The 19,646-nt window shown below is 68.1% G+C and carries 23 protein-coding genes and 1 pseudogene; 8 read left to right on the top strand and 16 right to left on the bottom strand.

All coding sequences use genetic code 11. The features are described from left to right. Window positions 1–48: 48 nt before the first annotated feature. Both ACGFMP_RS31925 and ACGFMP_RS31920 read right to left on the bottom strand, forming a co-directional pair. Window positions 49–777: an SDR family oxidoreductase gene (locus ACGFMP_RS31925; protein WP_393676853.1), complete on the bottom strand. Its 729-nt coding sequence runs from the start codon at window positions 775–777 to the stop codon at window positions 49–51. 512 nt (window positions 778–1,289) lie between these two features. Continuing rightward, complete coding sequence (locus ACGFMP_RS31920; protein ID WP_393676852.1) at window positions 1,290–2,228, bottom strand: LysR family transcriptional regulator; 939 nt, start codon at window positions 2,226–2,228, stop codon at window positions 1,290–1,292. A 135-nt stretch (window positions 2,229–2,363) separates the two neighbouring features. On the opposite strand from ACGFMP_RS31920, the gene ACGFMP_RS31915 reads away from it, so the two are divergent. The 3 genes from ACGFMP_RS31915 to ACGFMP_RS31905 all read left to right on the top strand — a co-directional run bounded on the left by ACGFMP_RS31915 (window position 2,364) and on the right by ACGFMP_RS31905 (window position 4,592). Continuing rightward, entirely contained in the window at window positions 2,364–3,296 is a 933-nt protein-coding gene (locus tag ACGFMP_RS31915) for an NAD-dependent epimerase/dehydratase family protein (RefSeq protein WP_393676850.1), read from the top strand. A gap of 51 nt (window positions 3,297–3,347) precedes the next feature. Then, window positions 3,348–3,842: an SRPBCC domain-containing protein gene (locus tag ACGFMP_RS31910; RefSeq protein ID WP_393676848.1), complete on the top strand. Its 495-nt coding sequence runs from the start codon at window positions 3,348–3,350 to the stop codon at window positions 3,840–3,842. Between the two features lie 246 nt (window positions 3,843–4,088). Beyond that, the gene (locus ACGFMP_RS31905) at window positions 4,089–4,592 is read left to right on the top strand and encodes an SRPBCC domain-containing protein (protein WP_393676846.1); all 504 of its coding nucleotides are present in this window, start codon (window positions 4,089–4,091) and stop codon (window positions 4,590–4,592) included. A gap of 341 nt (window positions 4,593–4,933) precedes the next feature. Here the strand turns inward: ACGFMP_RS31905 and ACGFMP_RS31900 are convergent, their stop codons facing one another. Further along, window positions 4,934–5,503: a TetR/AcrR family transcriptional regulator gene (locus tag ACGFMP_RS31900; protein ID WP_393676845.1), complete on the bottom strand. Its 570-nt coding sequence runs from the start codon at window positions 5,501–5,503 to the stop codon at window positions 4,934–4,936. Window positions 5,504–5,592: 89 nt separating this feature from the next. Between ACGFMP_RS31900 and ACGFMP_RS31895 the strand changes: the two are divergent. Beyond that, window positions 5,593–7,078: pseudogene (locus ACGFMP_RS31895) on the top strand (MDR family MFS transporter). 98 nt (window positions 7,079–7,176) lie between these two features. Here the strand turns inward: ACGFMP_RS31895 and ACGFMP_RS31890 are convergent. From ACGFMP_RS31890 to ACGFMP_RS31865, 6 genes are all read right to left on the bottom strand, one after another. Further along, window positions 7,177–7,494 carry a hypothetical protein gene (locus tag ACGFMP_RS31890; RefSeq protein ID WP_393676843.1) on the bottom strand — a complete coding sequence of 106 codons (318 nt, stop codon included), beginning with the start codon at window positions 7,492–7,494 and terminating at the stop codon, window positions 7,177–7,179. 73 nt (window positions 7,495–7,567) lie between these two features. Beyond that, window positions 7,568–7,762, bottom strand: coding sequence for a hypothetical protein (locus tag ACGFMP_RS31885; RefSeq protein WP_393676842.1), 195 nt, complete (start codon window positions 7,760–7,762; stop codon window positions 7,568–7,570). Between the two features lie 344 nt (window positions 7,763–8,106). Continuing rightward, window positions 8,107–8,595 carry a cupin domain-containing protein gene (locus tag ACGFMP_RS31880; protein ID WP_393676841.1) on the bottom strand — a complete coding sequence of 163 codons (489 nt, stop codon included), beginning with the start codon at window positions 8,593–8,595 and terminating at the stop codon, window positions 8,107–8,109. Window positions 8,596–8,857: 262 nt separating this feature from the next. Further along, on the bottom strand, window positions 8,858–9,496 hold the full coding sequence (locus ACGFMP_RS31875) for an NADPH-dependent F420 reductase (RefSeq protein WP_393676840.1): 639 nt from the start codon (window positions 9,494–9,496) through the stop codon (window positions 8,858–8,860). Window positions 9,497–9,584: 88 nt separating this feature from the next. Beyond that, entirely contained in the window at window positions 9,585–10,091 is a 507-nt protein-coding gene (locus ACGFMP_RS31870) for a YceI family protein (RefSeq protein ID WP_393676838.1), read from the bottom strand. 297 nt (window positions 10,092–10,388) lie between these two features. Then, window positions 10,389–11,021 (bottom strand): FMN-dependent NADH-azoreductase, encoded by a 633-nt coding sequence (locus tag ACGFMP_RS31865; RefSeq protein ID WP_393676837.1) that lies wholly within the window; start codon window positions 11,019–11,021, stop codon window positions 10,389–10,391. Between the two features lie 143 nt (window positions 11,022–11,164). Here ACGFMP_RS31865 and ACGFMP_RS31860 point away from each other — a divergent pair, with 143 nt between their 5' ends. Then, complete coding sequence (locus tag ACGFMP_RS31860) at window positions 11,165–11,794, top strand: TetR/AcrR family transcriptional regulator (RefSeq protein WP_393676835.1); 630 nt, start codon at window positions 11,165–11,167, stop codon at window positions 11,792–11,794. A 358-nt stretch (window positions 11,795–12,152) separates the two neighbouring features. Here ACGFMP_RS31860 and ACGFMP_RS31855 read toward each other — a convergent pair whose 3' ends face one another. The 3 genes from ACGFMP_RS31855 to ACGFMP_RS31845 form a co-directional block, all read right to left on the bottom strand. Next, window positions 12,153–12,512 (bottom strand): zinc-binding dehydrogenase, encoded by a 360-nt coding sequence (locus ACGFMP_RS31855; protein WP_393676833.1) that lies wholly within the window; start codon window positions 12,510–12,512, stop codon window positions 12,153–12,155. A gap of 207 nt (window positions 12,513–12,719) precedes the next feature. Next, on the bottom strand, window positions 12,720–12,980 hold the full coding sequence (locus ACGFMP_RS31850; RefSeq protein ID WP_393676908.1) for an alcohol dehydrogenase catalytic domain-containing protein: 261 nt from the start codon (window positions 12,978–12,980) through the stop codon (window positions 12,720–12,722). A gap of 128 nt (window positions 12,981–13,108) precedes the next feature. Beyond that, window positions 13,109–13,558 (bottom strand): MarR family winged helix-turn-helix transcriptional regulator, encoded by a 450-nt coding sequence (locus ACGFMP_RS31845; RefSeq protein WP_393676832.1) that lies wholly within the window; start codon window positions 13,556–13,558, stop codon window positions 13,109–13,111. Window positions 13,559–13,655: 97 nt separating this feature from the next. Between ACGFMP_RS31845 and ACGFMP_RS31840 the strand changes: the two genes are divergently transcribed. Then, complete coding sequence (locus ACGFMP_RS31840) at window positions 13,656–14,543, top strand: alpha/beta hydrolase (RefSeq protein WP_393676831.1); 888 nt, start codon at window positions 13,656–13,658, stop codon at window positions 14,541–14,543. 23 nt (window positions 14,544–14,566) lie between these two features. Next, on the top strand, window positions 14,567–15,286 hold the full coding sequence (locus ACGFMP_RS31835) for an SDR family oxidoreductase (RefSeq protein ID WP_393676830.1): 720 nt from the start codon (window positions 14,567–14,569) through the stop codon (window positions 15,284–15,286). Window positions 15,287–15,666: 380 nt separating this feature from the next. Here the strand turns inward: ACGFMP_RS31835 and ACGFMP_RS31830 are convergent, their stop codons facing one another. Then, on the bottom strand, window positions 15,667–15,885 hold the full coding sequence (locus ACGFMP_RS31830) for a hypothetical protein (protein ID WP_393676828.1): 219 nt from the start codon (window positions 15,883–15,885) through the stop codon (window positions 15,667–15,669). A 117-nt stretch (window positions 15,886–16,002) separates the two neighbouring features. Between ACGFMP_RS31830 and ACGFMP_RS31825 the strand changes: the two genes are divergently transcribed. Continuing rightward, the gene (locus ACGFMP_RS31825) at window positions 16,003–16,575 is read left to right on the top strand and encodes a LysR family substrate-binding domain-containing protein (RefSeq protein ID WP_393676826.1); all 573 of its coding nucleotides are present in this window, start codon (window positions 16,003–16,005) and stop codon (window positions 16,573–16,575) included. A 321-nt stretch (window positions 16,576–16,896) separates the two neighbouring features. Here ACGFMP_RS31825 and ACGFMP_RS31820 read toward each other — a convergent pair whose 3' ends face one another. The 3 genes from ACGFMP_RS31820 to ACGFMP_RS31810 all read right to left on the bottom strand — a co-directional run bounded on the left by ACGFMP_RS31820 (window position 16,897) and on the right by ACGFMP_RS31810 (window position 19,636). After that, window positions 16,897–18,348: a M1 family metallopeptidase gene (locus ACGFMP_RS31820; protein WP_393676824.1), complete on the bottom strand. Its 1,452-nt coding sequence runs from the start codon at window positions 18,346–18,348 to the stop codon at window positions 16,897–16,899. 245 nt (window positions 18,349–18,593) lie between these two features. After that, window positions 18,594–19,109, bottom strand: coding sequence for a PASTA domain-containing protein (locus ACGFMP_RS31815; protein WP_393676822.1), 516 nt, complete (start codon window positions 19,107–19,109; stop codon window positions 18,594–18,596). Then, a complete protein-coding gene (locus ACGFMP_RS31810) occupies window positions 19,106–19,636 on the bottom strand; it encodes a SigE family RNA polymerase sigma factor (RefSeq protein WP_393676907.1) in 531 nt (176 codons plus the stop codon). Before ACGFMP_RS31810 ends, ACGFMP_RS31815 begins: the two co-directional genes overlap by 4 nt. Window positions 19,637–19,646: the final 10 nt, after the last annotated feature.

Here is a 19,646-nt window from a genome sequence, read left to right as displayed (position 1 = left end):
ACGCGACCTACTTGTCGCTCCTTCGTCAGTCCCGCTCGCGCCGGGGGGTCAGGCCCAGCGCGCTCCGCCGTCGACGTGGAGGGTCTCGCCGGTGATGAAAGGGTTGGTCAGCAGCGCGCGGGTGGCGGCCGAGACGTCGGAGGGCTCCCCGACACGGCGCGCCGGCACGGAGGCCGCGACGCGCTGGAACAGTTCGTTCTTGTCGGGTACCGCGGTGTTCCAGGCGCTGGTGGTGATCACTCCGGGCGAGATGGCGTTGACGCGCGTGGGCGCCAGTTCAACCGCGAGGGCGGATGCGAGCGCGCTGACGCTGCCGTTGGTGGCTGCCATCGCGACGCCTCCCGGTGACGGCCGCCACGCGCCCAGGCCGGAGAAGAACAGCAGCGATCCCCCCTCGGCGATCATCGGGGCGAAGTGCTTGGCCAGCAGGATGGGTCCGAGGACCTTGGCGTCGAAGGCCGCAAGCAGCGCGCGGCGCTCGAGGGAGGCGACAGGCCCGCTGGCCCGTTCCGCGGCGACGCTGACAAGGTGGTCGAGCCCGCCGGCGGCCCTGACCTGATCCGCGGCCGCCTGGACCGATCCCTCGTCCGACAGGTCGAGGGCGACAGGCCGGACCGCGTCCCCGATGGCCTTCGCCGCGACGGCCGTCTTCTCGATGTCCCGGCCCGCGAGGGTGACCCGCGCACCCTCGCGCAGGAGATCGGTGGCCAGGGCAGCAGCGATGTCTGAGCTGCCCCCCACGATCAGAACGTGCTTGTCCTTCAGCGAATACGCCATCGAATGCTCCTCGAAGTTGCACAGGACGAGCGGTGAGCCGCCCTCTGTCTGCCGTGCAACTGCCAACAGGAAGCCGTCCTTCCCGTCTTACCATCGATAGAAAGACGGGTTGCGATAGATATTGCTCATATCTGCGGATGGAATGCGTGCCTGACCCCCGCGCTCGACACCGTCTCCATATCCGCCAACCGGCGATCTCGCATCAGTTCTGAGGACGAAGCCGTGACCGCGCTACTGGCCTGCGGACCGCCGCCGTGCGCGCCTGATTGCCACCGGCCGTGCGGAGCTGCCCAGTCGCGCCGAGTCGTGGGACGGCGATGCCATACGGCTCGTCTGCGTCGTCGGGCAGGGCGCCGATGCGCCCTCCGGGCGGTCGCCGCAGCAACGCCGGCCCGTGCGGGCGTCGATGCTTCCAGGTCCGGCCTTCGCAGAATCGATGGGCGCTGACGCCGCCCCCGCTGTCGGCCCGCCGGCGAACGACCTGGTCGCCTACCGCCTCGGCGGGGCGATCCTCAGGAGGACGGTCTCGCCTTCGCGGGAGTCGAGTTGACCCCTCCGAGTTGAGTTCGCACGTCGCGGGGCACGTGCACGCCGTGCCTGCGCATGTCGGCGATCAACCGCGCGGCGAGCGGGTCGAGTGTGGTGGAGGTGACCGCCACCAGTTGCCTGACCCAGTGTGGTGAGAACGATCGAACCGCGCCCGGGAAACCGGCGCTGATCGCGCTCACCGGGCATACCGCGACCCCCAGGCCGGCGGCCGCGAGTTGCGGGGCTGCGACAGTCACCGATGTCCTCATCACAGGCTCCGGGCGGACCCCGGCCTTGGTGAGGGACCGGTCAAGCCACGTGCTGAGGCCGTTGTCCGGAGCGAAGTGGACAAGGCGCACTCCGTCAAGATCCTTTACGCGGACGACGGGCTGCCGCGCGATGGGATGGTCCGTTGGCGCCGCCAGCACAATTTCCTCCTCAGCGACCACGGTGGCCGTGAAGCGGTCGGGCACCGGAGCGGGCATCAACACCACGTCCGCTTCGTCGGCGTCGACGAAGCCGTGAAGCTCTTCTGCCGACGTGGACTCACGCAATGTGATCGTCACCTTGGGGTGACGGCGGTGCCACTCGCGAACGACCGGGGCGAGCACGGAGACGAGGCTCTGCGCGCAGGCCAACCGCAGCGATCCCCCGGTCGCCTCGCCGACAGCGCGGGCCGACTGGACCGCGGAGGCAGCCGCCTCGACCGCTCGTCTGGCATCCGCGACGGCGGCGCGCCCAGCAGGAGTGAGCTTGACTCCCCTGGGTTCGCGGCGGAGCAGCACCGTTCCTACCTCGCGTTCCAGCGCCGCGAGCTGATGAGAGACCGCCGGCTGCGACGAATGAAGCAGCCGTGCCGCTTGTGTGACCGACCCGGAGTCCGCGACCGCGACAAGGCACTCCAGCGCCCGAAGAGAAGGCATACGAAAATTTTATCGCATGCCGTCCAACTATGAATCTTTTCGAGGGAATGGCTCGTGGCTTGAGACCGCTTCACCCCGTGAGTCCTTCTCGCCTCGAAGCAGGCGAGGAGGCCGGTCTCGACGGAGGAGAGTTTCATGGCACGAGCATTCGTCACGGGTGGCTCGGGGTTCATCGGCAAGGTACTGGTACGCAGGCTGCTCGAGGAGGGGCACTCGGTGGGTGTCCTGGTCCGTAGTGAGGCATCGGCCGCGAAGGTGTCGGCACTGGGCGCCGAGCCTTTGCGGGGCGAGTTGACCGACCCGACCACGTGGCGCGACAGTGTGACGGGCAGCGATGTGGTGTTCCACCTCGCTGCGGAGACGGACATCACCGCTGATCGTGAGCGCCACGAGCTTGTGACGGTCCGCGGTACCCAGGCAGCCGTCGATGCGGCCCGCCACGCGCAGGTTCCCCGGTTCGTCCACTGCGGGAGCGAAGCCGCGCTCCTCGCCGGTGACCCGCTCGTGGACGTCGACGAGACCGCGCCGCTGCGACCCGACTCGGAAGCCGCTTACTGTGCGGTGAAGGCCGTGGCCGAGAAGATCGTGCTTGACGCGAACACCGCGGACTTCGCCACGGTGTCGATTCGCCCGAGGTTCGTCTGGGGTCCCGACAGCTTCCTCGTCGAAGGCTTGGTGGCGGCGGCGAGGTCCGGGCAGTTCGCCTGGATCGGCGGAGGCCGACACACAACTGACGTCACGTTCGTCGATAACGCCGTCGAGGGGCTCATGCTCGGATGGCGGCGCGGCCGGCCAGGTCAGGCGTACTTCGTCACCGACCGGCACCGTGTCACGCTTCGCGAGTTCCTGGAGACCCAGTTCGAGATCCATGGCGTCGGTGTCCCGATCCCCGACCTGGACGCCGAGACCGCCGCCCGCGAAGTCCCCGTTCCCGCTCGGTGGTTCCTCGGGCAGCAGTGCACCCTGCGGACGGACAGGGCCGTGGCCGAACTCGGATACGAGCCCGTTGTCTCGCACGCCACCGGTCTGGAGGCTGTCAGGAACTCGGTGGCCGTCAGCCGAGCGTGAAGCGCCGGCCACGTTCAACCGGCATACGTCAAGAGTCAACCGGAGACTTCTGTGTTTGAAGCGATTAATTGGCCGGAGGCCCTGGCCCCCAGTCGCTCCCCGATCCACTTCACCAACGAGCTCGAGGTCGAAGCTTCTCCTGAAACGATCTGGTCCCTGCTCGTGGACCCCCGAACCTGGCCCAGCTTCTACCCGGGCGTCGAACATGTCCAGCTGCTTGACGGCCATGAATCGCTGCACCTCGGAACCCGATTCGAAGCCAACCTGGCCGGCCGGGACGTTTTCGCATCCGTACAGGAGTTTCAACCTGTGACGCGTATCGCCTGGGGCGGTTACCCCAAGGCGTCGGAGGCATCCAAGGCCTACCACGCTTGGATCATCACACCCACGCCGAGGGGGAGCCACCTCTGGACCGAGGAGACGATGCAGGGCCCGCTCTGGATCGAATTGGCGAAGCAGGATCCTGAGGTCTTCTGGCGCACACACGAGAACCTTCTCGCGGCGCTCGCCGAGGTAGCGGCCGAGCGTGACAACCGCGCCGGCTGACTCGCGGGAACAGCGGACTACCGAAGGCGGGAGTCAGTACGCGGTACCAGCGGGATGCGGTCTTCCCGCGACAGCTCCAGAGGCGCCCCCGCCGCGGACCGCCCACAGCCTCACGTCGAACCACAGCGGCCAACTTCTCGAGGCGACTTGAGCTCTGCCGGGTGAACGGATTGTCCGTCCAAACACCTCAGACAGCAGGTGGCGCATTGAAGCATTCTCTCCAACACGTTCAGACAGGAACAGCGGATGTACGACAAGGTGAACTGGCCCCAACGGTATGACCCGAGAACGTCGGCGCTCTACGCGCTCAACGATATCGACGTGAAGGCGCCGCCTGAAGTGGTATGGAAGCTGCTCGTCGATGCCGAGAACTGGTCGAGCTACTTTCCTCCCGAAGATCAGGTCAAGATCCTGGGCGATGAGACGGTACTGGAGCTCGGAACCACTTACAGCCGGGTGACGGTGGGATTTCCCATGACTCTCAACGTGACGGAGTATCAGCCCTTCACCAGGCTCTCGTGGGAGACGACGGTCGACGGCGACGAAACCGGTTCAAGCGCGTACCACGGCTGGGTGATCACGCCCACGAAAAATGGTTGTCACGTGCTGACCGAGGAAACGCAACAGGGCCCCTTCTTCCTCGATGAACTCGGCCACAAGCATCCCGGTGCGCTCTACCGCTATCACCAGGACTGGGTCGAACGTCTCGCCCGTGCCGCAGAAGCTGAGGTCGCGAAACCCGCGGCCTGACACGCATACATACGCGGGCGTGGGCGACGCCCTGACCTCGGGCATTCAAGGAGGGGGCTGCCTGACGGGTGATCAGGCAAGCGAAAAGTGCCTCTGACCGGCAAGAATGAGGACTGTCGAAGTCCTTCTTCCTGCCACCGTCGGAGGCACTTCCCAGGTCGAGCCAACGTCGTAGCGGATGTCGGGGCCTGGTGACAGGAGTCATGCGGTGTGCGCATGGGGGCGGTCTGACGCCCGGGGAGCGGGAGAAGCGGGAACGGCTTCGGCTGGACGCAGCCGGGCGGTTCGCACGCGGGGACAGGACCGAGGACATCGCGTGGGAGCTGCGGGTGACCGCGCGGTCAGCGCACCAGGGGGAGGAAGATCGTGTCGACGATCTCTTCGAGGACGTGGTCGGGCACGGGGGCGAAGGTCGTGAGAAATTCGTGGCGCAGCAGGTCGAAGGGGAGTGACTTGATGCGTTCGGTGAGGAGTTCCGGATTGATCTCGCCCCGGTCGACAGCTCGGCCGAAGAGTACGTCGACGGCTTCCTTGCGCCCTGTCGTGGTGGGGTCGACCAGGTCGCCGGGGCTGGTTCCGGTCTTCTGGTAGTAGCTGGCCAGATTCACGCTCATGACGGTGACGAGCTGGAGGCCGGTGGCGCTGATCTCCCGCATGAGGGTGAGGACGTCCTCCCGCAGGCAGCCGGTGTCGGGAACGTCGTGGATGTGTTTGCGCAGGACGTGGGGGATGGTCGCCCGGACGAGTGCGTCGCGGTCGGACCATCGGCGGTAGAGGACTGGAGGGCTGGTACCTGCGCGCTTGACGACGGCGTCCATGGTGAACCGGGCATAGCCGTTGTCAATGAGTTCTTCCCAGGCCGCGTCGAGCAGCGCCGTCTCCAGTGCCGCTCCGCGGCGTCGCTGGGCCATCCGAGCTTCTCACATCCGTTAGATAGATTTGCCTATCCCATCGTAGCGGTCTAGCCTCACCTCGTAAGATAGAGCTGCCTACCCTAGAGATGTCCGTGAACGCCAAGGGCGCCAAGCCGCCGTCCGTCGCCGCAGACGCCGACCAGATCGACCCGGCCCTGCGAGGTCTGACCTACACCTTGATCATCGGTGCGCTCGCCGTCATCTTTGACACCACGATCATGAGCGTCGCCATCGACGGCCTCGCCGGGCAGCTCCACACATCGCTCAGTACCACCCAGTGGGTGACCACCGCCTACCTCCTGGCCCTGTCCGCCACGATGCCGGCCGTCGGATGGGCTCAGTCGGTGCTGGGCGGCCAACGCCTGTGGATCGGCGGCCTGGGCATGTTGCCTCATCGGCTCGCTGCTGTGCGCCGGCGCGTGGAACGTCCAGAGCCTGATCGCCTTCCGGGCGGTCCAGGGCGTTGGGGGCGGCACCTTGATGGTGCTGATGTTCACCCTGGTCATGCAGGCCGCCAGGGGCCGCAACATCGGCAAGGTCATGTCCCTGATCACCGTGCCGACCGCTCTGGGCCCGATCATCGGCCCGGTCATCGGCAGTGCCATCCTGCACTTGGGCGACTGGCGCTGGATCTTCCTCTTCAACGTGCCCTTCTGCGCCGTCGGCGGCTACCTCGCCTGGCGCAACCTTGCCGAAGACAGACCGCGGCCCGGCACCCGCCCCCGCCTGGACACCATAGGCATGCTGCTGCTCTCACCCGGTATCGCCGCCGTCATCTACGGCCTGACACAGCTCTCCGGGTCCAACGGCCCGGCCGGCCTCAGGATGCTCCTGCCCCTGACCGCCGGGGTGGCGCTGCTCGCCGGATACGTCTTCTGGGCGCTGCGGCGCGGACCGGACGCCCTGCTCGACATCCGGCTGCTGCGCCACCGCGCACTGGCCTCATCCTCGATGCTGGTGTTCCTGACCGGCGCCGCCCTGTACGGGACCATGCTCCTGCTGCCGCTGTACTGGCAGCAAGTACGCGGCCAATCCGCTCTGGGCGCCGCACTGCTGCTCATCCCGACGGGTGTGGGCGCCCTCCTCTCCCGCGCGCTGGCAGGCCGGTCCATGGACCGCTTCGGCTCGCGCTCCGTCGCCATCGCCGCCTTCGCCCTCACCTGCGCGGCCACGGTGCCGTTCGGCTTCGTCACCGCCTCCACGAGCAACGTCGCACTGATGAGCGTGCCTTTCGTGCGGGGACTCGGGCTGGGAGGGGCCATGATCGCAATCATGGGCGCAGCCTTCGTCGGACTGGAACGCGAGGAGATCCCGGCGGCCTCCAGCATCAGCCGAGTCGCCCAGCAGGTCGGCGGTTCCGTGGGCCTGGCGGTCTTGGTCGTGATCCTGCAACGTGTGACAGCCGGCGCGTACCCGCCCGCCGCCCTGGCCTCTGGGTTCGGTGAGGCCTTCTGGTGGTCCACCGCCTTCACCGCAGCCGCCGTTCCGCTGTGCCTCCTGCTGCCGGGCCGACCCAGCCCGGAGTCGGAGGTCCAGCACAATGTGCCTGGCGGAGTACGCACCGAAGCCTGAAGGATCGTGGTTTTCCTGGTCGAAGCGCTCTGCTTCACCCTGCTGCTGCGACAGCCAGGTGCCGGGAGTCTCTCACGCCCGTCCGGAAACGAAGCCCCTCATGGCGCACCCCGATTCCCCCAGTGGCCTCTGATCCAGGTGGCGAGTTCGGTGCAGGTGGTGTCGAAGACGCTCAGGCTGGTAATCAGGTAAACCCGTTCGATGGTCAGCTTCCCGGTGCTCAAGTCGCGCTGCCACCACACCGCTTGGACGGCCTGGCGGGCGCCGGGGTAGTCCAGGTCGCTGAACGCGGCGGCCTTGAGCTGGCGGATCTCGTCGCGGTGGCGGGCGTGGTCACGGCTGCGGTGCCCGAGCGGGATGTCCCGCCAGGGCAGGTTCCTGACCTGGGTATACAGGCCGGGATGGTTCTTCTTCACGACAGCCACGTAGTGGGCGCCACTGCCGGTCAGATGGGCCCCGTGATCGTGCTGGGTGTGCAAGGCATCGGGGTCACCACCGCGTTCTGTAGATCCAGGCCGTTCCGCAGGGTGCGAAGGAGGGGATCTCGTTGCTCTTGGAGGCGACCTGCCGCTGGGCCAGGACCACGCCGTGGTGGTCCATCGCCGCCAGCAGCTGAATCGCCGGGGCGGTCGTGGTCCGCGAACCGCGTACGACCTTGCCGCCGACCGCGATCACCCGCCGCACCGGCCCCGCCTTCGTCTTCGACTCGTCCGGGACCGGCGTTCTGGCTGGAGAAGCGCGGTGATCGCTGCATCCAGGGCGTCCCCGTATCCAATGCTGGCCATGAGCCCGACCACGAGCAGTTGGGGATCCGCGTTGAGACGGCTCCCGGCCAATAGAGTTGTGGGGCGGGCGACACGTTCGATCGCGCTGACGATCTCCGCGCCCGGCTTCAAACGTGGCAGCGACCCCGACTGTGACTCCGAGGCCAATGCCGAACACGGCCTCGTGTCACGACTCCAGCACAATCCCAGGCGCGGAGGGATTGTTGAGGCTCGTCGATATTGTGGGTGAGTGCTCTCGTTGATTTAGTGCAGCGGGGGCCCGACATGCTCGGTATCGTACTTGACCGCAAGCGCCTCGATGCGCGAGTCATTGTCATTGATGGCCCCGCCATTTTCCTGAGCGAGTGCGGCGATTTCGTAGAACAGCCCGTCCGGGCCTGCGGGCGCGAACATGACCAGGAACCTGGCCCGCTCGCGTCCGACCACCCGTGGCGCGTGGACCGTTCCGCGCGGCACCATGACGAGCGTCCCAGGCGTGGCGCTTACCCGCTGGTCGCCGATCTGGAAGTCCATCTGGCCCTGGAGGACATAGAAAAGCTCCTCGCTGCTGTGATGGATATGAAGAGGGGGTCCGAAGCCGGGCTCCGCCGTCCCCTCCATCACGGCGATGGAGCCTGAGCCCTGGTCGGCGGTGACCTTGCCAACCAGGTTGGGGATCAGCAGGCCGTCGCCGGGGATCGGCAGGCCGTCGCCGGCCGGTAGGACGATCGCCCCATTTGGCAGGTAGCTCACGAGGTTCCCTTCTGAACGGAAGCGGACTTTACGTGCACCGCAAACGGACTATCTCCCGCTTGCTTGCGTCTCCGCAAGGTGGTGTTTTGGCTGAGCAGTTGACCATTGTCCTTCTTGGCCGGGTCTTTCCGCAGCCGCTTCGGGTGGCTGCGGAAAGACTTAATTCCGGTTCAGTATCAGGGTTCACTTAGTGTCTCGTGATCCAGTTTGAGGACGTTCACGCTGGGGAAAGTGCCACGGCGGATGGAGAAGGTGCGTATGGTCAGTCGCGGACGGTGAGGCCGATGGAGAAGCTGCTGCTGTGGACGGCCTTGCCGAACATGGCGCGCATCAACAGCACGCTCGTTCCTTCGAGCCAAGGAGCGCTCTTCAGGTCGCCGACGTCGAGCGGGCGCAGCGCGAGGCTCTCGACGAACAACGACACGCGCGCCTTGGCCTCGGCGTCGTCGCCAGCGATGAACACGTCCAGCGGGCGGGGATCCTCGGGCGTGTAGGCGGCCAGGACGTGGCTGAAGACGGTGTTGAACGCCTTGACGACGTGCGCTCCCGTGGGAGCGCGCTTGGCGATCTCCTGCGCGGCGGAACTGCCCTCTGGTGTGACCAGTCCCGTGAGGTCGGGATTGAACGGGTTGGTGATGTCGACGATCACCTTGCCCGACAGGGCGTTGCCGAACTGGCGCAGGACCGGTGCGGCGTGGGCGTAGGGCACGGCGAGGATGACGATGTCGCCGGCCGGCGCCGCGCCGATCGTCCCCGCCGTGGCGCCGCCGATCACCGTGGCCAGAGCGTCGGCCTTGGAAGCGTCACGGCTGAGGACCTCGACCGCGTTGCCGCCCGCGAGTGCGCGGCTGCCCAGAGCGCGGGCCATGTTCCCCGTCCCGATGATGCTGATCCTGCTCATGGTGTGCGCTTTCCTTCTTCTCGATCTTTCGGTTTTCCTCGCTGGCGCCGGGTCAGGTGCACGGTCGAGGGCATGGGCCGCGTTCAGTTCACGCGGTGAAGTGCAGGTCGAGTTTGATGACGGCCGGGCCCTTCATCATGCCGAGAGGGTTTTTGAGCCCGAACTGCGCCGGATCGATCGTGACGGCGCCGCGCAGCACGACCGCATCGGCGCCCTGCTTCTTGAAACTCACCGGGTAACTCCGCCTCCTGCTGGTCCCGCGAACGGTGAGCTTGCCCTCGACGTCGGCCGTACTCGAGCCTGTGGGCGTGATGCGTTCGGTGTCGAAGGTGATCTTCGGGAACGACTCGGCGTCGAGCATTTCCTTGCTGCGCAGGTGGTTATCCCGCTTCGTGTGCTTCGAGTCGAGGGAGGCGACCTCGATGACGAGGCCGCCCCCGGCGGTGCCGTCCGCATCGACGGTGCCCCTGCCCTGTACCGAGCCGAAGACGCCGTTGACGGCCGTCAGGCCCCAGAACGTCCTTCGCTGGAAGCCGACCGTGCTGCGTACCGGGTCGAGTGTGTAGTGGCCGGATGTGATCTGGGTGGTGGACATCTGGATTCCGTTCGGTCGGGCGCCACAGTCCCACGCCGCGCTTGGGTGTTTGTCTTCTGATTCCGCGATCGCCGCCACGCTTGACGGCTGGTAAGGGCGAGCGGGTCGAGAGCTCAATCAAGGTCGGGGTGGAGCTGGGTACCGAGGTCCATGAGGCCGTCAAGGGCGAGGTTGACGCCGACGAGGGCGTTGCGCTCGATCGCGGTCAACTCGGCTTCCACAGTTCGGCGAGGGATCCGCCTCAGGCACGCGAGCGGTCTCCGTCCTTGTGCGGGGTCCCTGTGCCGTCGGCTCGGTTCAGGTGGTGGCGATGCCGGTGCCAACCTTGTCGGCTTCCTCGAGAGCCCTGGTGCGCAGCTCGTCGGCCAGATCGCGCAGGCTTTCCATTCCGGGGGTGGTTGCCGCGAGGGTGAGTTCGCGCTCGATGACGGTCAGGTCGGCCTCCCAGACGTCGGCGAGGATGCGCCTGAGGTAGGGGGTGGAGTGGTCCCAGCCCTCGCGCGGGGTGCCCGGGCCGTAACCGCCGCCGCGCACGGTGACCAGCACTGTCGGCTTGCCCTTCAGGACGGGCGTGGTCGGTCCGGCGGCGGCGATCACCAGGTCGACCCACGTCTTGAAGTGCTGGGAGACGCCGAAGTTGTAAAACGGCACGGCCAGGATGACGACATCGGCCGACGCCAGCTCCTCGACGAGGTCCCTGGCGTTCGCGAGCGCCTCACGCTGGGCGGGGGTGCGCTCCGATTCGGGCGTGAAGCCGGCGACGGTGGTGCTCGCCCAGATGTGCGCTGGCAGCGGGTCGGTGCCCAGGTGGCGGCGCACCACCTTCTCGCCGGGATGCGCTGCCGTCCACTTCGCCTCGACCACGTCGGCGATCTCCGCGCTGGCGGAGGCCGCGGGCAGGATGCTGGCATCGAGTCGGAACAGGGTCATGGTTGAACTCCTTGGTCGGTCTTGCCTGCGCATGGGGCGGCGCAGGTCCCGAAGCGGGCTTGGCGCCCGCACCATCACAAGCGGACTTTACCCCAAACGGACTTCACCCCGGATAATATTCCGCTCGGGTAGGGTGTGTGACCGTGAACGCCTTCCGCCTGCCCATCGGTCCTCCGAGTGCCGAGCGTGCCGACGCCGCCCGCAACCGCGAACACCTGCTGAAGGTCGCCCGCGAGATGATCTCCGAAAGCGGCGTGAGACGGCTCACCATGGACGCACTGGCCGAGCGGGCCCAACTGGGCAAGGGAACTGTCTTCCGGCGTTTCGGCAGCCGAGCCGGGATCTTCGCCGCGTTGCTCGACGACGCCGACCGCACATTCCAACAGCAGGTGCTCTACGGGCCGCCGCCACTGGGTCCCGGCGCCGACGTGACCGACAGGCTGGTCGCCTACGGCCGCGCGCGCATCGAATTCCTGCTCGAGCATCATGCGATCGAGCGCGCCGCACTTGATCGCAACCAGCAGGTGACCATCGCCGCGGGCGGGATGTCGACCACCCACATCCGGATGCTCCTCGGGCAAGCCCGGCGCGAAGGCCTCCTGCACACCGCCGATATCGACAGCCTGGCAATGCAGCTCGCCGCGGCCCTCGAGGGCCCCTTCGTGATGTACCTGGCGCCCGAGGAGAACGCCGCCGCAGATTCGGCTCGCCGAGCAGTCGCGCTGGCCGACAGCTGGGAGTCACTTGTCGAACAAGTCTTGAAGGTTCAATGAGCGGCTCAGGGAACTTGCAAGGGCTCGCCGAGCGCGGTACCTCGGCGGCGCCGGTCGCGTCCTGAGTTCCCTGACCTGCAAGGTTGTCCAGCAGCTGGCCGCCCACATTGCGGACTTCGCCCATCTCCTGAAGCCTCGCGAAGGGAGGGCCTGGACCGCGACGCCGTAACCGCCGCGCTCACGCTTCCGTACAGCAACGGCCCGACCGAAGGCGTCAATCCGAAGACCAGGCGGATCGCGCGCCAGATGCACGGACGGGCGGGCTTCGCCCTTCTTCGCCACCGCGTCCCTCCTCGGATAGCGGCACGTTCCGTCACCACCGAACGTGAGACAGGGCCGTTGACTGGACACACCCCTACTAGGGGATGAGCACGATCTTGCCGAGGGTGTGGCGCTGCTCCAAGGCGGTGAAGGCGTTGCGGACGCGGTGGAGGGGGTAGGTGGCGGCGATGGGGATCTCGATGCGGCCGCTCGCGGCGTGGGCGGCCATCTCGGTGAGAACCTCGCGGGTGGAGCCGTCTGCACTGCCGGAGTTCTTGGTGCCGTACTGGGCGGCCTTCCCGAAGGAGATGATCGTTTCGATACGGTCGGGCGGGATGCCTAGGTCGACGGCGAGTTGGACGTACTGGGGTCCGAATAGGTCGATGAAGGCGTCGATGCCGTGTGGGGCGGCGGTGGCCAGGTTCGCGGCGAGGTGGTCGCCGTAGGGGATCGGCACGGCACCGTGGGCTGTCAGCCAGGGTGCGCGGCCGGGCGAGGCGATGGCCAGGACGCGGACGCCGCGCAGGGCGAGGAGTTGGACGACGATGCTGCCGACTTCGCCGGCGGCGGCGGAGACGGCGACTGCCTCGCCCGGCCTGGGGTCGACCGCGTCGACGGCCGCCCAGGCGGTGCAGGCAGCGACGTAGAGGCTGCCGGCGACGGGCTAGCTGAGCTCCCCGGGCTTGCGGATCAGCTGGGCGGCCGGAACCACGGCGTGGGTGGCATGGCTGGAGCGCTGCCAGGAGTAGCCGAGGACCTCGTCGCCGGGCGCGAATTCACTGACATCTCTGCCTGTTTCGAGGACCGTGCCTGCTAGGTCACTGCCCTGCCCCGAGGGGAAGGCGGCGGGGAACCGCTCGTGCAGGGCGCCGCTGCGGATGGCGGTCTCGCCCGGGTTGATGCCCGCGACCCTGACCTCGACCAGGACTTCGTCGGGGGCGGGGCGAGGGACGGGGATGTCGGCGATGTAGAGGACGTTGCGATCCCCTTAGCGGTCGAAGCGGACGGCGCGGGCGTGTCCGGGTGCGGCAGTCATGAGTGTTCCTCCTCGGGTCAGGGGTTGCGCATGGTGTCGGCCCGGTGGGGCGTGGCGGTACGCAGTGCGGTGAGCGCCGTTGCCAGGTGGCCCAGTCGCGCCGCGGTGAGCGGGGCCGCGATGCGGCCGGCGAGTTCCTCGTCGAATATCCGGCCGGCGTCACGGGTCAGCGTGCTGCCGGCTTCCGTGAGCCGGATGATCGACGAGCGGCGGTCGACAGGGTTGGGCCGGCGTGCGCACAGGCCGGTCTTCTCCAGCCGGTCGACCGCCTGGCTTGCGCCGCCGATCGTGATCGACAGGGCCGCGGCGATCTCGTTGACCCGGCAGTTGTCGGTGCGCTCGACGACGAGCATCACATTGAAGCTGCCCAGTGAGAGGTCTGCCTCGCGGCGGAGCCGGGCGTCGATCTCGTTCCACAGGTCGGTCTCGAAGCGCACCAGGTCGTCGAACACCTGTCGCAGATCCATGTTGCCTCCAGTTGCCATATGCATTAGCTCTGATTAGATTAGCACTAATGCACTTTACGCCGCGGCCCCCTCGCGGCCGTTCCGGAAGGCAACACCCTTGAGCCAGCAGCAGCGCGATACCGTCGCCCAGATCCTGCGCAACGCCCCCGTCGACCTCGGCGGCGAGGTGACCGAACAGCGGGAGCTGTTCGCCAAGATGGTCGCCGCGAACCCCGTCCCGGACGGAGTCCGCATCGAATCCCTCTCCCTGGACGGCATACCCGCCCTGAGCATCGAACCCCACGCCACCACGCCGGACAGCACCGTCCTGTACTTTCACGGCGGCTGCTTCGTGGTCGGCTCGGCGCGGGCCTCGGCGGGCCTGGCGGCCAACCTGGCCCGCAAGACCGGAACCCGGGTGATCTCCGTCGACTACCGCCTCGCCCCCGAGCACCCCTACCCCGCGGCCCTGGATGACGCCCTGACCGCTTACCGCGCGCTCATCGATGGTGAACACGGCACCGCGCCCATCGCGGTGGCCGGCGAGTCGGCCGGCGCCAACCTGGCCGTCGCCCTGATGCTCGCCGCCCGCGGCCTGGGCGACCTGCCCCAGCCCGCCTGCGCGGTCCTCCTGTCCCCCTGGGCCGACCTCACCGTGCCCCACCTCCCCCAGGACGCCGGACTCGACCCCGTGATCAACGCCGGCGCGCTGCGCACCCGTGCGGCCGACTACCTCGCCGGCGCCGACCCCCGCGACGGCCTGCTCAGTCCCGTCCACGCCGATCTGACCGGCCTTCCCCCGATACTCATCCAGGCGGGCTCGGAGGAGTACCTCCTCGACGAGGCGGTCCGGCTCGCCGCCCGCGCTGCCGCAGACCACGTCCCCGTCACCCTCGACGTCACCCCCCGTGTCCTCCACGTCTTCCAGGCGTTCGCCGCGCTTCTCGAGGAAGGCGAGGACGCCCTCGTCCGCGCGGCCGCATTCCTGCGCGCCCACATCCGCTGACCACCGACAAGGATCCCCCTCGCATGGACCTCACCGACACAGTCGTCCTGGTCACCGGCGCCTCCTCGGGCATCGGCGCCGCCACCGCCCGCGCCGCCGCCGACGCCGGCGCCCGCGTCGTGCTGGCCGCCCGGCGTACCGAACGGATCAACGCCCTCGCCCGCGACCTGCCCCACGCCCTCGCCGTCACCTGCGACGTGACCGGCCCCGGCCAGATCCGTGCCGCAGTCCGTGCGGGGGTGGACCACTTCGGCCGCCTCGACGCCCTGGTCAACAACGCCGGCCAGGGCCTGCACCTGCCCCTGGAGGACGTCGACCCCGACGACTTCCGCGCCGTCCTGGACCTCAACGTGATCGCACCACTGGTGGCGATGCAGGCGGTGCTGCCTGTCATGCGCGCGCAAGGAGGAGGCACCATCGTCAACGTCAGCTCCGCCACCACCCGGATGGTCCTGCCAGGACTCGGCGCATACGCGGCCGGCAAGGCCGCCCTGAACCAGCTCTCCGCCACCGCGCGCACGGAACTGGCCGCAGACGGCATTACGGTCTCCACCGTCCTCCCCTTCGTCACCGCCACCGAGTTCCACCGGACCCTGCGCGCCGGAGCCGTCGTCACCGCCGCCGCCGACTTCCCCGTACACACCGCGGAACAGGTCGCCGCCGCGATCCTCGACCTCATCCGCACCGGACAGGCGGAAACCAGCCTCCTACCACCCGGCATCGGCAACCCGGAGAGCCCCTGACCGATCGCCCACGGTGCGGGGACGGGCGGGGAGGGGCGACGCCGAATCATGGGCGTCGCACGAGGTGCTCCGGTACGGTAGTCGTGCTTGATGCGCTGGCGGAGTTCGAGCAGCCGGACCAGATTGGCGCCGTCTCCGGGGGAGCCGGCGAGGCCCTTCTCCTTCGCAAGCGCGATCAGGGTGGGGAGGAAGCCGGCACGATCGGTCGTGCTGTGCACGATGTTGGCGATCTGCACGACCCAAGACCGCACTCCCTGCTCGGCGAGGCCGTGACGACGGTTTCCACGACGTTGCGAACCCGCAGGGTCCTTTGTACTCGCCGCCGGCGGGAAGGGCCGGGTCCCCCTCGGTGGCCGGTCGGCCCAGGTTCCCCGGCAAGCCTATGCTCCCGCTGCGACCAGCGGCTTTCCGGTTCCCGCCAGTGCCTCGCCGTACGCGAGCATGACCGCGAGCTGCGCGGCGGCCACGGCGTCGATCCCGCCGGAGGGAAGCAGGTCCGGCCTGGGCGCGACGTGGATGACGCCGTCTGAGTCCCCGGCTGCCTCCTTGAGTCCGTCGAGATCTCGGAGGTCGCCGCGGCGCACCTTCGCGCCGAGCATGGACAGCGCCGCCGCGGCCGTGGCCGATCGGGCCAGGCCCGTTCCCTCCAGCAGCGCGCCAGTCCCAGGGGGCCGGTGTCCATCGGCCGCAGCCCGAGGCTCTTGTCATCGGCCTGGGTGGCTGTCCAGCACGCGGTCCGCCGCCGGTTGACCGTGGCCGCGCGCGGCAGCTGCCGGCGGCTGATGGTCGGCTTCCGGGCAGGCATTGCGGTCACCCCGGCGGTACGGCTATTCGGCACCCGGCACCCGGCACCCGGCACCCGGCACCCGAGCGTGATCGTGGACGTGCAGCGAATCGAATGGGACGACCAGACCACGATGCTGCTCGACAGCCGCATCGACGTCGGCTATGTGCGGCTGCCCATCGACGAGGCCGGCCTGCGCGTCACCCCGCTGTACACCGAGCCGCGGGTGGTGCTACCCGCCGGCCACCGGTTGGCCGGCAAGGAGGAGGTCACCGAGGCCGACCTGGCCGGCGAACCGCTGGTTCGGCATGCCGACCCGAGCACGCAGCCCACCCGGCGCCCGCACCCCAACGCCGGGTACCTGGTGCGCGGGGTGGACGAGACACTCGAGCATGTCGCGGCCGGCCGGGGCATCTCGTTCCTGGCCCGTTCGGCAACAGCGTTCTACTCGCATCCGGACGTCAGGTATGTGCCCAACTCGGATCTGGCGCCCGACAAGGTGTGACTCGCGGTGGCGGCATCGCGCACCTCGCCGGTGGGCGACGACTTCTTCACCGCCGCTCAGGCGACGGCCGAGATCACGGCAGAATTCGGGAACTACGAAATGTGGCAGCTCGGAAGCGATTCCGTGTCAAAACACGGTCGAGCAGTCCGACTGCCACCAACAGCGCCAACAGGGGGCGCACGGCTACAGCAATGGCGAAGGCATTGAGGTCGGGGACGGCGGGAGGTGACCCTCCGCGCAGCGGGCGGGCAGGGTCCTGAGCGGCGGCGCCCGGGAACCGCGGTCGACGAGGTGCTCACGGCGGTTCCTGTCGCCGTCCGGTCAGGTCGCAGGGGTGGTGTGCCAGTCGGGATGGCCCGGCATCGGTGGGGTGGCCGGGGAGTAGAGCCAGCCGCCGAGGAAGCCGGAGAGATCACGGCCGGCCACCTGCGAGGCGAGGCGGACGAACTCGGCTGTGGTGGCCGAACCGTCCCGGTGCTTGAGCACCCAGTCGTGTTCGACACGCTGGAACGCGCGGTCGCCGATCTCTTCGCGCAGCGCGTAGAGGACCAACGCTCCCCCGTCGTAGATGTTGGGGCGGAAGAGGCTGAGCCCCACGCCGGGGGTCGGCGCCTTGGGCGCTGCCGGTGGGCCGTCCGCGGCCCGTACCGCGTCCGAGTCCTGGTAGGCGGCCAGCATGCGATGGTCCAGCGTGGGGCCGCCCTGCTGCTCGCCGTAGAGGGTCTCGTACCAGGTGGCGTGGCCCTCGTTGAGCCACACGTCCGCCCAGCGGTTCGGGGAGACGCTGTCGCCGAACCACTGGTGGGAGAGTTCGTGGACCATCAGCGACTGGACGTACCATGCGGGCACGTCGGTTCGGGTGAAGAGGTTCTTTTCGAAGATCGGCAGGGTCTGGGTCTCCAGTTCCGCGCCGATGTGGGTGTCGGTGACCAGCAGCCCGTAGGTCTCGAAGGGGAAGCTGACGCCGAGTTGTTTCTCCATCCAGCTGATCTGGCCAGGCGTCATCTCCATCCAGGGTTCGAGCGCCGCGGCCTCCGATGCCGGCACGACGTCGCGCATCGGCAGGCCGTGCGGTCCCTGCCGGTGCAGGATCGACGAGTCGCCGAGGGAGATCTGCATGAGGTCGGTGGCCATGGGGTGTTCGCCTCGGTACACCGATGTGGTGGTCGCGCCGTGCCGGGCCTGGGAAATGAGTACACCGTTGGCGGCCGCGGTGACATCGGCGGCCGCGGTGATCCGGTAGGTGAAGTAGGCCTTGTCCGACGGATGATCGTTGCTGGGGATCACCCGGTGCGCGGCATCGGGTTCGTTGAGTAGTTCGAGCCCGTCCGGGTTGGGGATCCAGCCACCCGTCATGCTGTTGCCTGTCGGGTCGTTCGAGTGGCTGATGCTGATCTGCAGATGCTGGCCGGCCCGTACGCGGTGGGCGGGGGTGAGCACCAGGTCCTCGCCGACCGTTGCGAAGGGCACCCGGCGGCCGTTGACCTCCACCCAGTGAACCGTGCCGTGGGTGTAGTCGAGGTTGATGGTGCTCAGCCGGGAGGTCGCCGTCGCGTCGATCCTCGTGACGGTGTCGAGGGGGCTGGTGTTGTCCCCACTGTAGGTGAGGGAGATGTCGTAGGAGTGGACGTCGTAGCCGACGTTGCCCAGCTTGGGGAAGAGAGGGTCGCCGATTCCGGAGGCCGGGGGAGAGACGGGCAGACCCGCGGCTATGAGCGCGATGGAAGCGGCTGCGAGCAGACCAAGTCGCCCACCACGCAATATGTTTCGCATGGTTGCAGTGTGACAGATGTGTCGCCGCCGAGCTTGTCCGCCCAGAATCGCTCGTCAGCCTCCTGGCAACCAGAGCAATTTGCCGAGATGACCGGGCGCGAATACGTCCGTGGTTCCGCCCGTGACGAACTGGGCCACCGGGCCTCTGCTTTCGCAGGAGGATCTCGGTCGATCCCCTGGACAGCAGAGGCCCCCCATGCGCGGGCGCTTGCCCGCCGCATCGACCTGCTGGTGTTGTGGGCCGGTCAGCCGCAGAGGGTCAGGTCGACCTTGTCGCCGCTGTGGAGGACCGTCGGGCTGAGCGGGGAGACCGCGATGACCGAACCCGGCTTGCAGTTGTCGACCACCCCGTGGGTGACCTTGCCGACCTTGAGGCCGGCCTGCGCCAGTGCCGCCTTGGCCAGGTACAGGTCCATGCCCTTCAGGTCGAACGGCTTGATGTACGGCACCGTGGTGACGTCCCCCTTGACCGTGGTCGTGGTCGTGGTGGCGCGGGGGGAGGTCGGCGGCGCGTCATGCGTACCGGTGCCGACGGTGGCCAATGCGGTGCCGCCGCCGGCCAGGATGAGGGCCGCGGAGATACCCGCGATGAAACCGGCGCGCCTGCGGCGGGTACGGGTCTTGATGCCGGTGGCGTCGAAGTGCGGCGCAGGGGAGGTGTTGGCGAAGTCGTTCAAGGCGATTACCAGTTCCTTTTCGAAGAATTCGAGGTGCGTGTCACCGCCGCGCCCGCCCGGGGGTGGTGATGCGTAGCCGGTCATCCGGTTCGGGTTCCTTTCCGGGGCTGCGGTGACGAAGGTTCGGAGTGTGCGGGTATCTGGGCCCGGAGCTTTTCGAGTCCCCGGGTGAGCTGGGACCGTACGGCGCTCGGTGAGATCCGCAGATCCTCGGCGATTTCGGCATCAGAAAGGTCGTGGAAGTAGCGCAACACCACGACGGTGCGCATGCCTATCGGCAGACGTTGCAAGGCGCGGACCAACTGGTCCCTGCTGTCGACACGCCCGTATTCGTCCCCGGGGGCGGGCCGGTCGTCACCGGTGTCCTGCTGGGGTACGACACGACGGAATCGCCGCCACCGGTCGTTGGCCAAATTCACCATGATGCGCCGCACATAAGCGTCCGGCGCGTCCTGGGCGACGATGGTGCGCCAACGGCGGCAGGTGCGTTCCAGTGTTTCCTGGACCAGATCCTCAGCGGCCTCACGGCTTCCCGTCAGGACCAGGGCCCCTCGGAACAATGCCCCCGAGCGGGCCGCGACGAAGGAGGAAAAACCCTCCCCCGGGTCCATTCCTGCCGAC

The sequence above is a fragment of the Streptomyces sp. NPDC049040 genome (assembly GCF_043197715.1).
Lineage (GTDB): Bacteria > Actinomycetota > Actinomycetes > Streptomycetales > Streptomycetaceae > Actinacidiphila.
Note: the sequence above shows the minus strand (reverse complement) of the source record. Positions and strands in the feature narration are given on the sequence as shown.

Coding starts and splice junctions, on each gene's coding strand:
- ACGFMP_RS31925 (WP_393676853.1), bottom strand. CDS start 777: ATGGCGTATTCGCTGAAGGACAAGCACGTTCTGATCGTGGGGGGCAGC.
- ACGFMP_RS31920 (WP_393676852.1), bottom strand. CDS start 2,228: ATGCCTTCTCTTCGGGCGCTGGAGTGCCTTGTCGCGGTCGCGGACTCC.
- ACGFMP_RS31915 (WP_393676850.1), top strand. CDS start 2,364: ATGGCACGAGCATTCGTCACGGGTGGCTCGGGGTTCATCGGCAAGGTA.
- ACGFMP_RS31905 (WP_393676846.1), top strand. CDS start 4,089: ATGTACGACAAGGTGAACTGGCCCCAACGGTATGACCCGAGAACGTCG.
- ACGFMP_RS31900 (WP_393676845.1), bottom strand. CDS start 5,503: ATGGCCCAGCGACGCCGCGGAGCGGCACTGGAGACGGCGCTGCTCGAC.
- ACGFMP_RS31875 (WP_393676840.1), bottom strand. CDS start 9,496: ATGAGCAGGATCAGCATCATCGGGACGGGGAACATGGCCCGCGCTCTG.
- ACGFMP_RS31870 (WP_393676838.1), bottom strand. CDS start 10,091: ATGTCCACCACCCAGATCACATCCGGCCACTACACACTCGACCCGGTA.
- ACGFMP_RS31865 (WP_393676837.1), bottom strand. CDS start 11,021: ATGACCCTGTTCCGACTCGATGCCAGCATCCTGCCCGCGGCCTCCGCC.
- ACGFMP_RS31845 (WP_393676832.1), bottom strand. CDS start 13,558: ATGGATCTGCGACAGGTGTTCGACGACCTGGTGCGCTTCGAGACCGAC.
- ACGFMP_RS31835 (WP_393676830.1), top strand. CDS start 14,567: ATGGACCTCACCGACACAGTCGTCCTGGTCACCGGCGCCTCCTCGGGC.
- ACGFMP_RS31830 (WP_393676828.1), bottom strand. CDS start 15,885: ATGCTCGGCGCGAAGGTGCGCCGCGGCGACCTCCGAGATCTCGACGGA.
- ACGFMP_RS31820 (WP_393676824.1), bottom strand. CDS start 18,348: ATGCGAAACATATTGCGTGGTGGGCGACTTGGTCTGCTCGCAGCCGCT.
- ACGFMP_RS31815 (WP_393676822.1), bottom strand. CDS start 19,109: ATGACCGGCTACGCATCACCACCCCCGGGCGGGCGCGGCGGTGACACG.
- ACGFMP_RS31810 (WP_393676907.1), bottom strand. CDS start 19,636: ATGGACCCGGGGGAGGGTTTTTCCTCCTTCGTCGCGGCCCGCTCGGGG.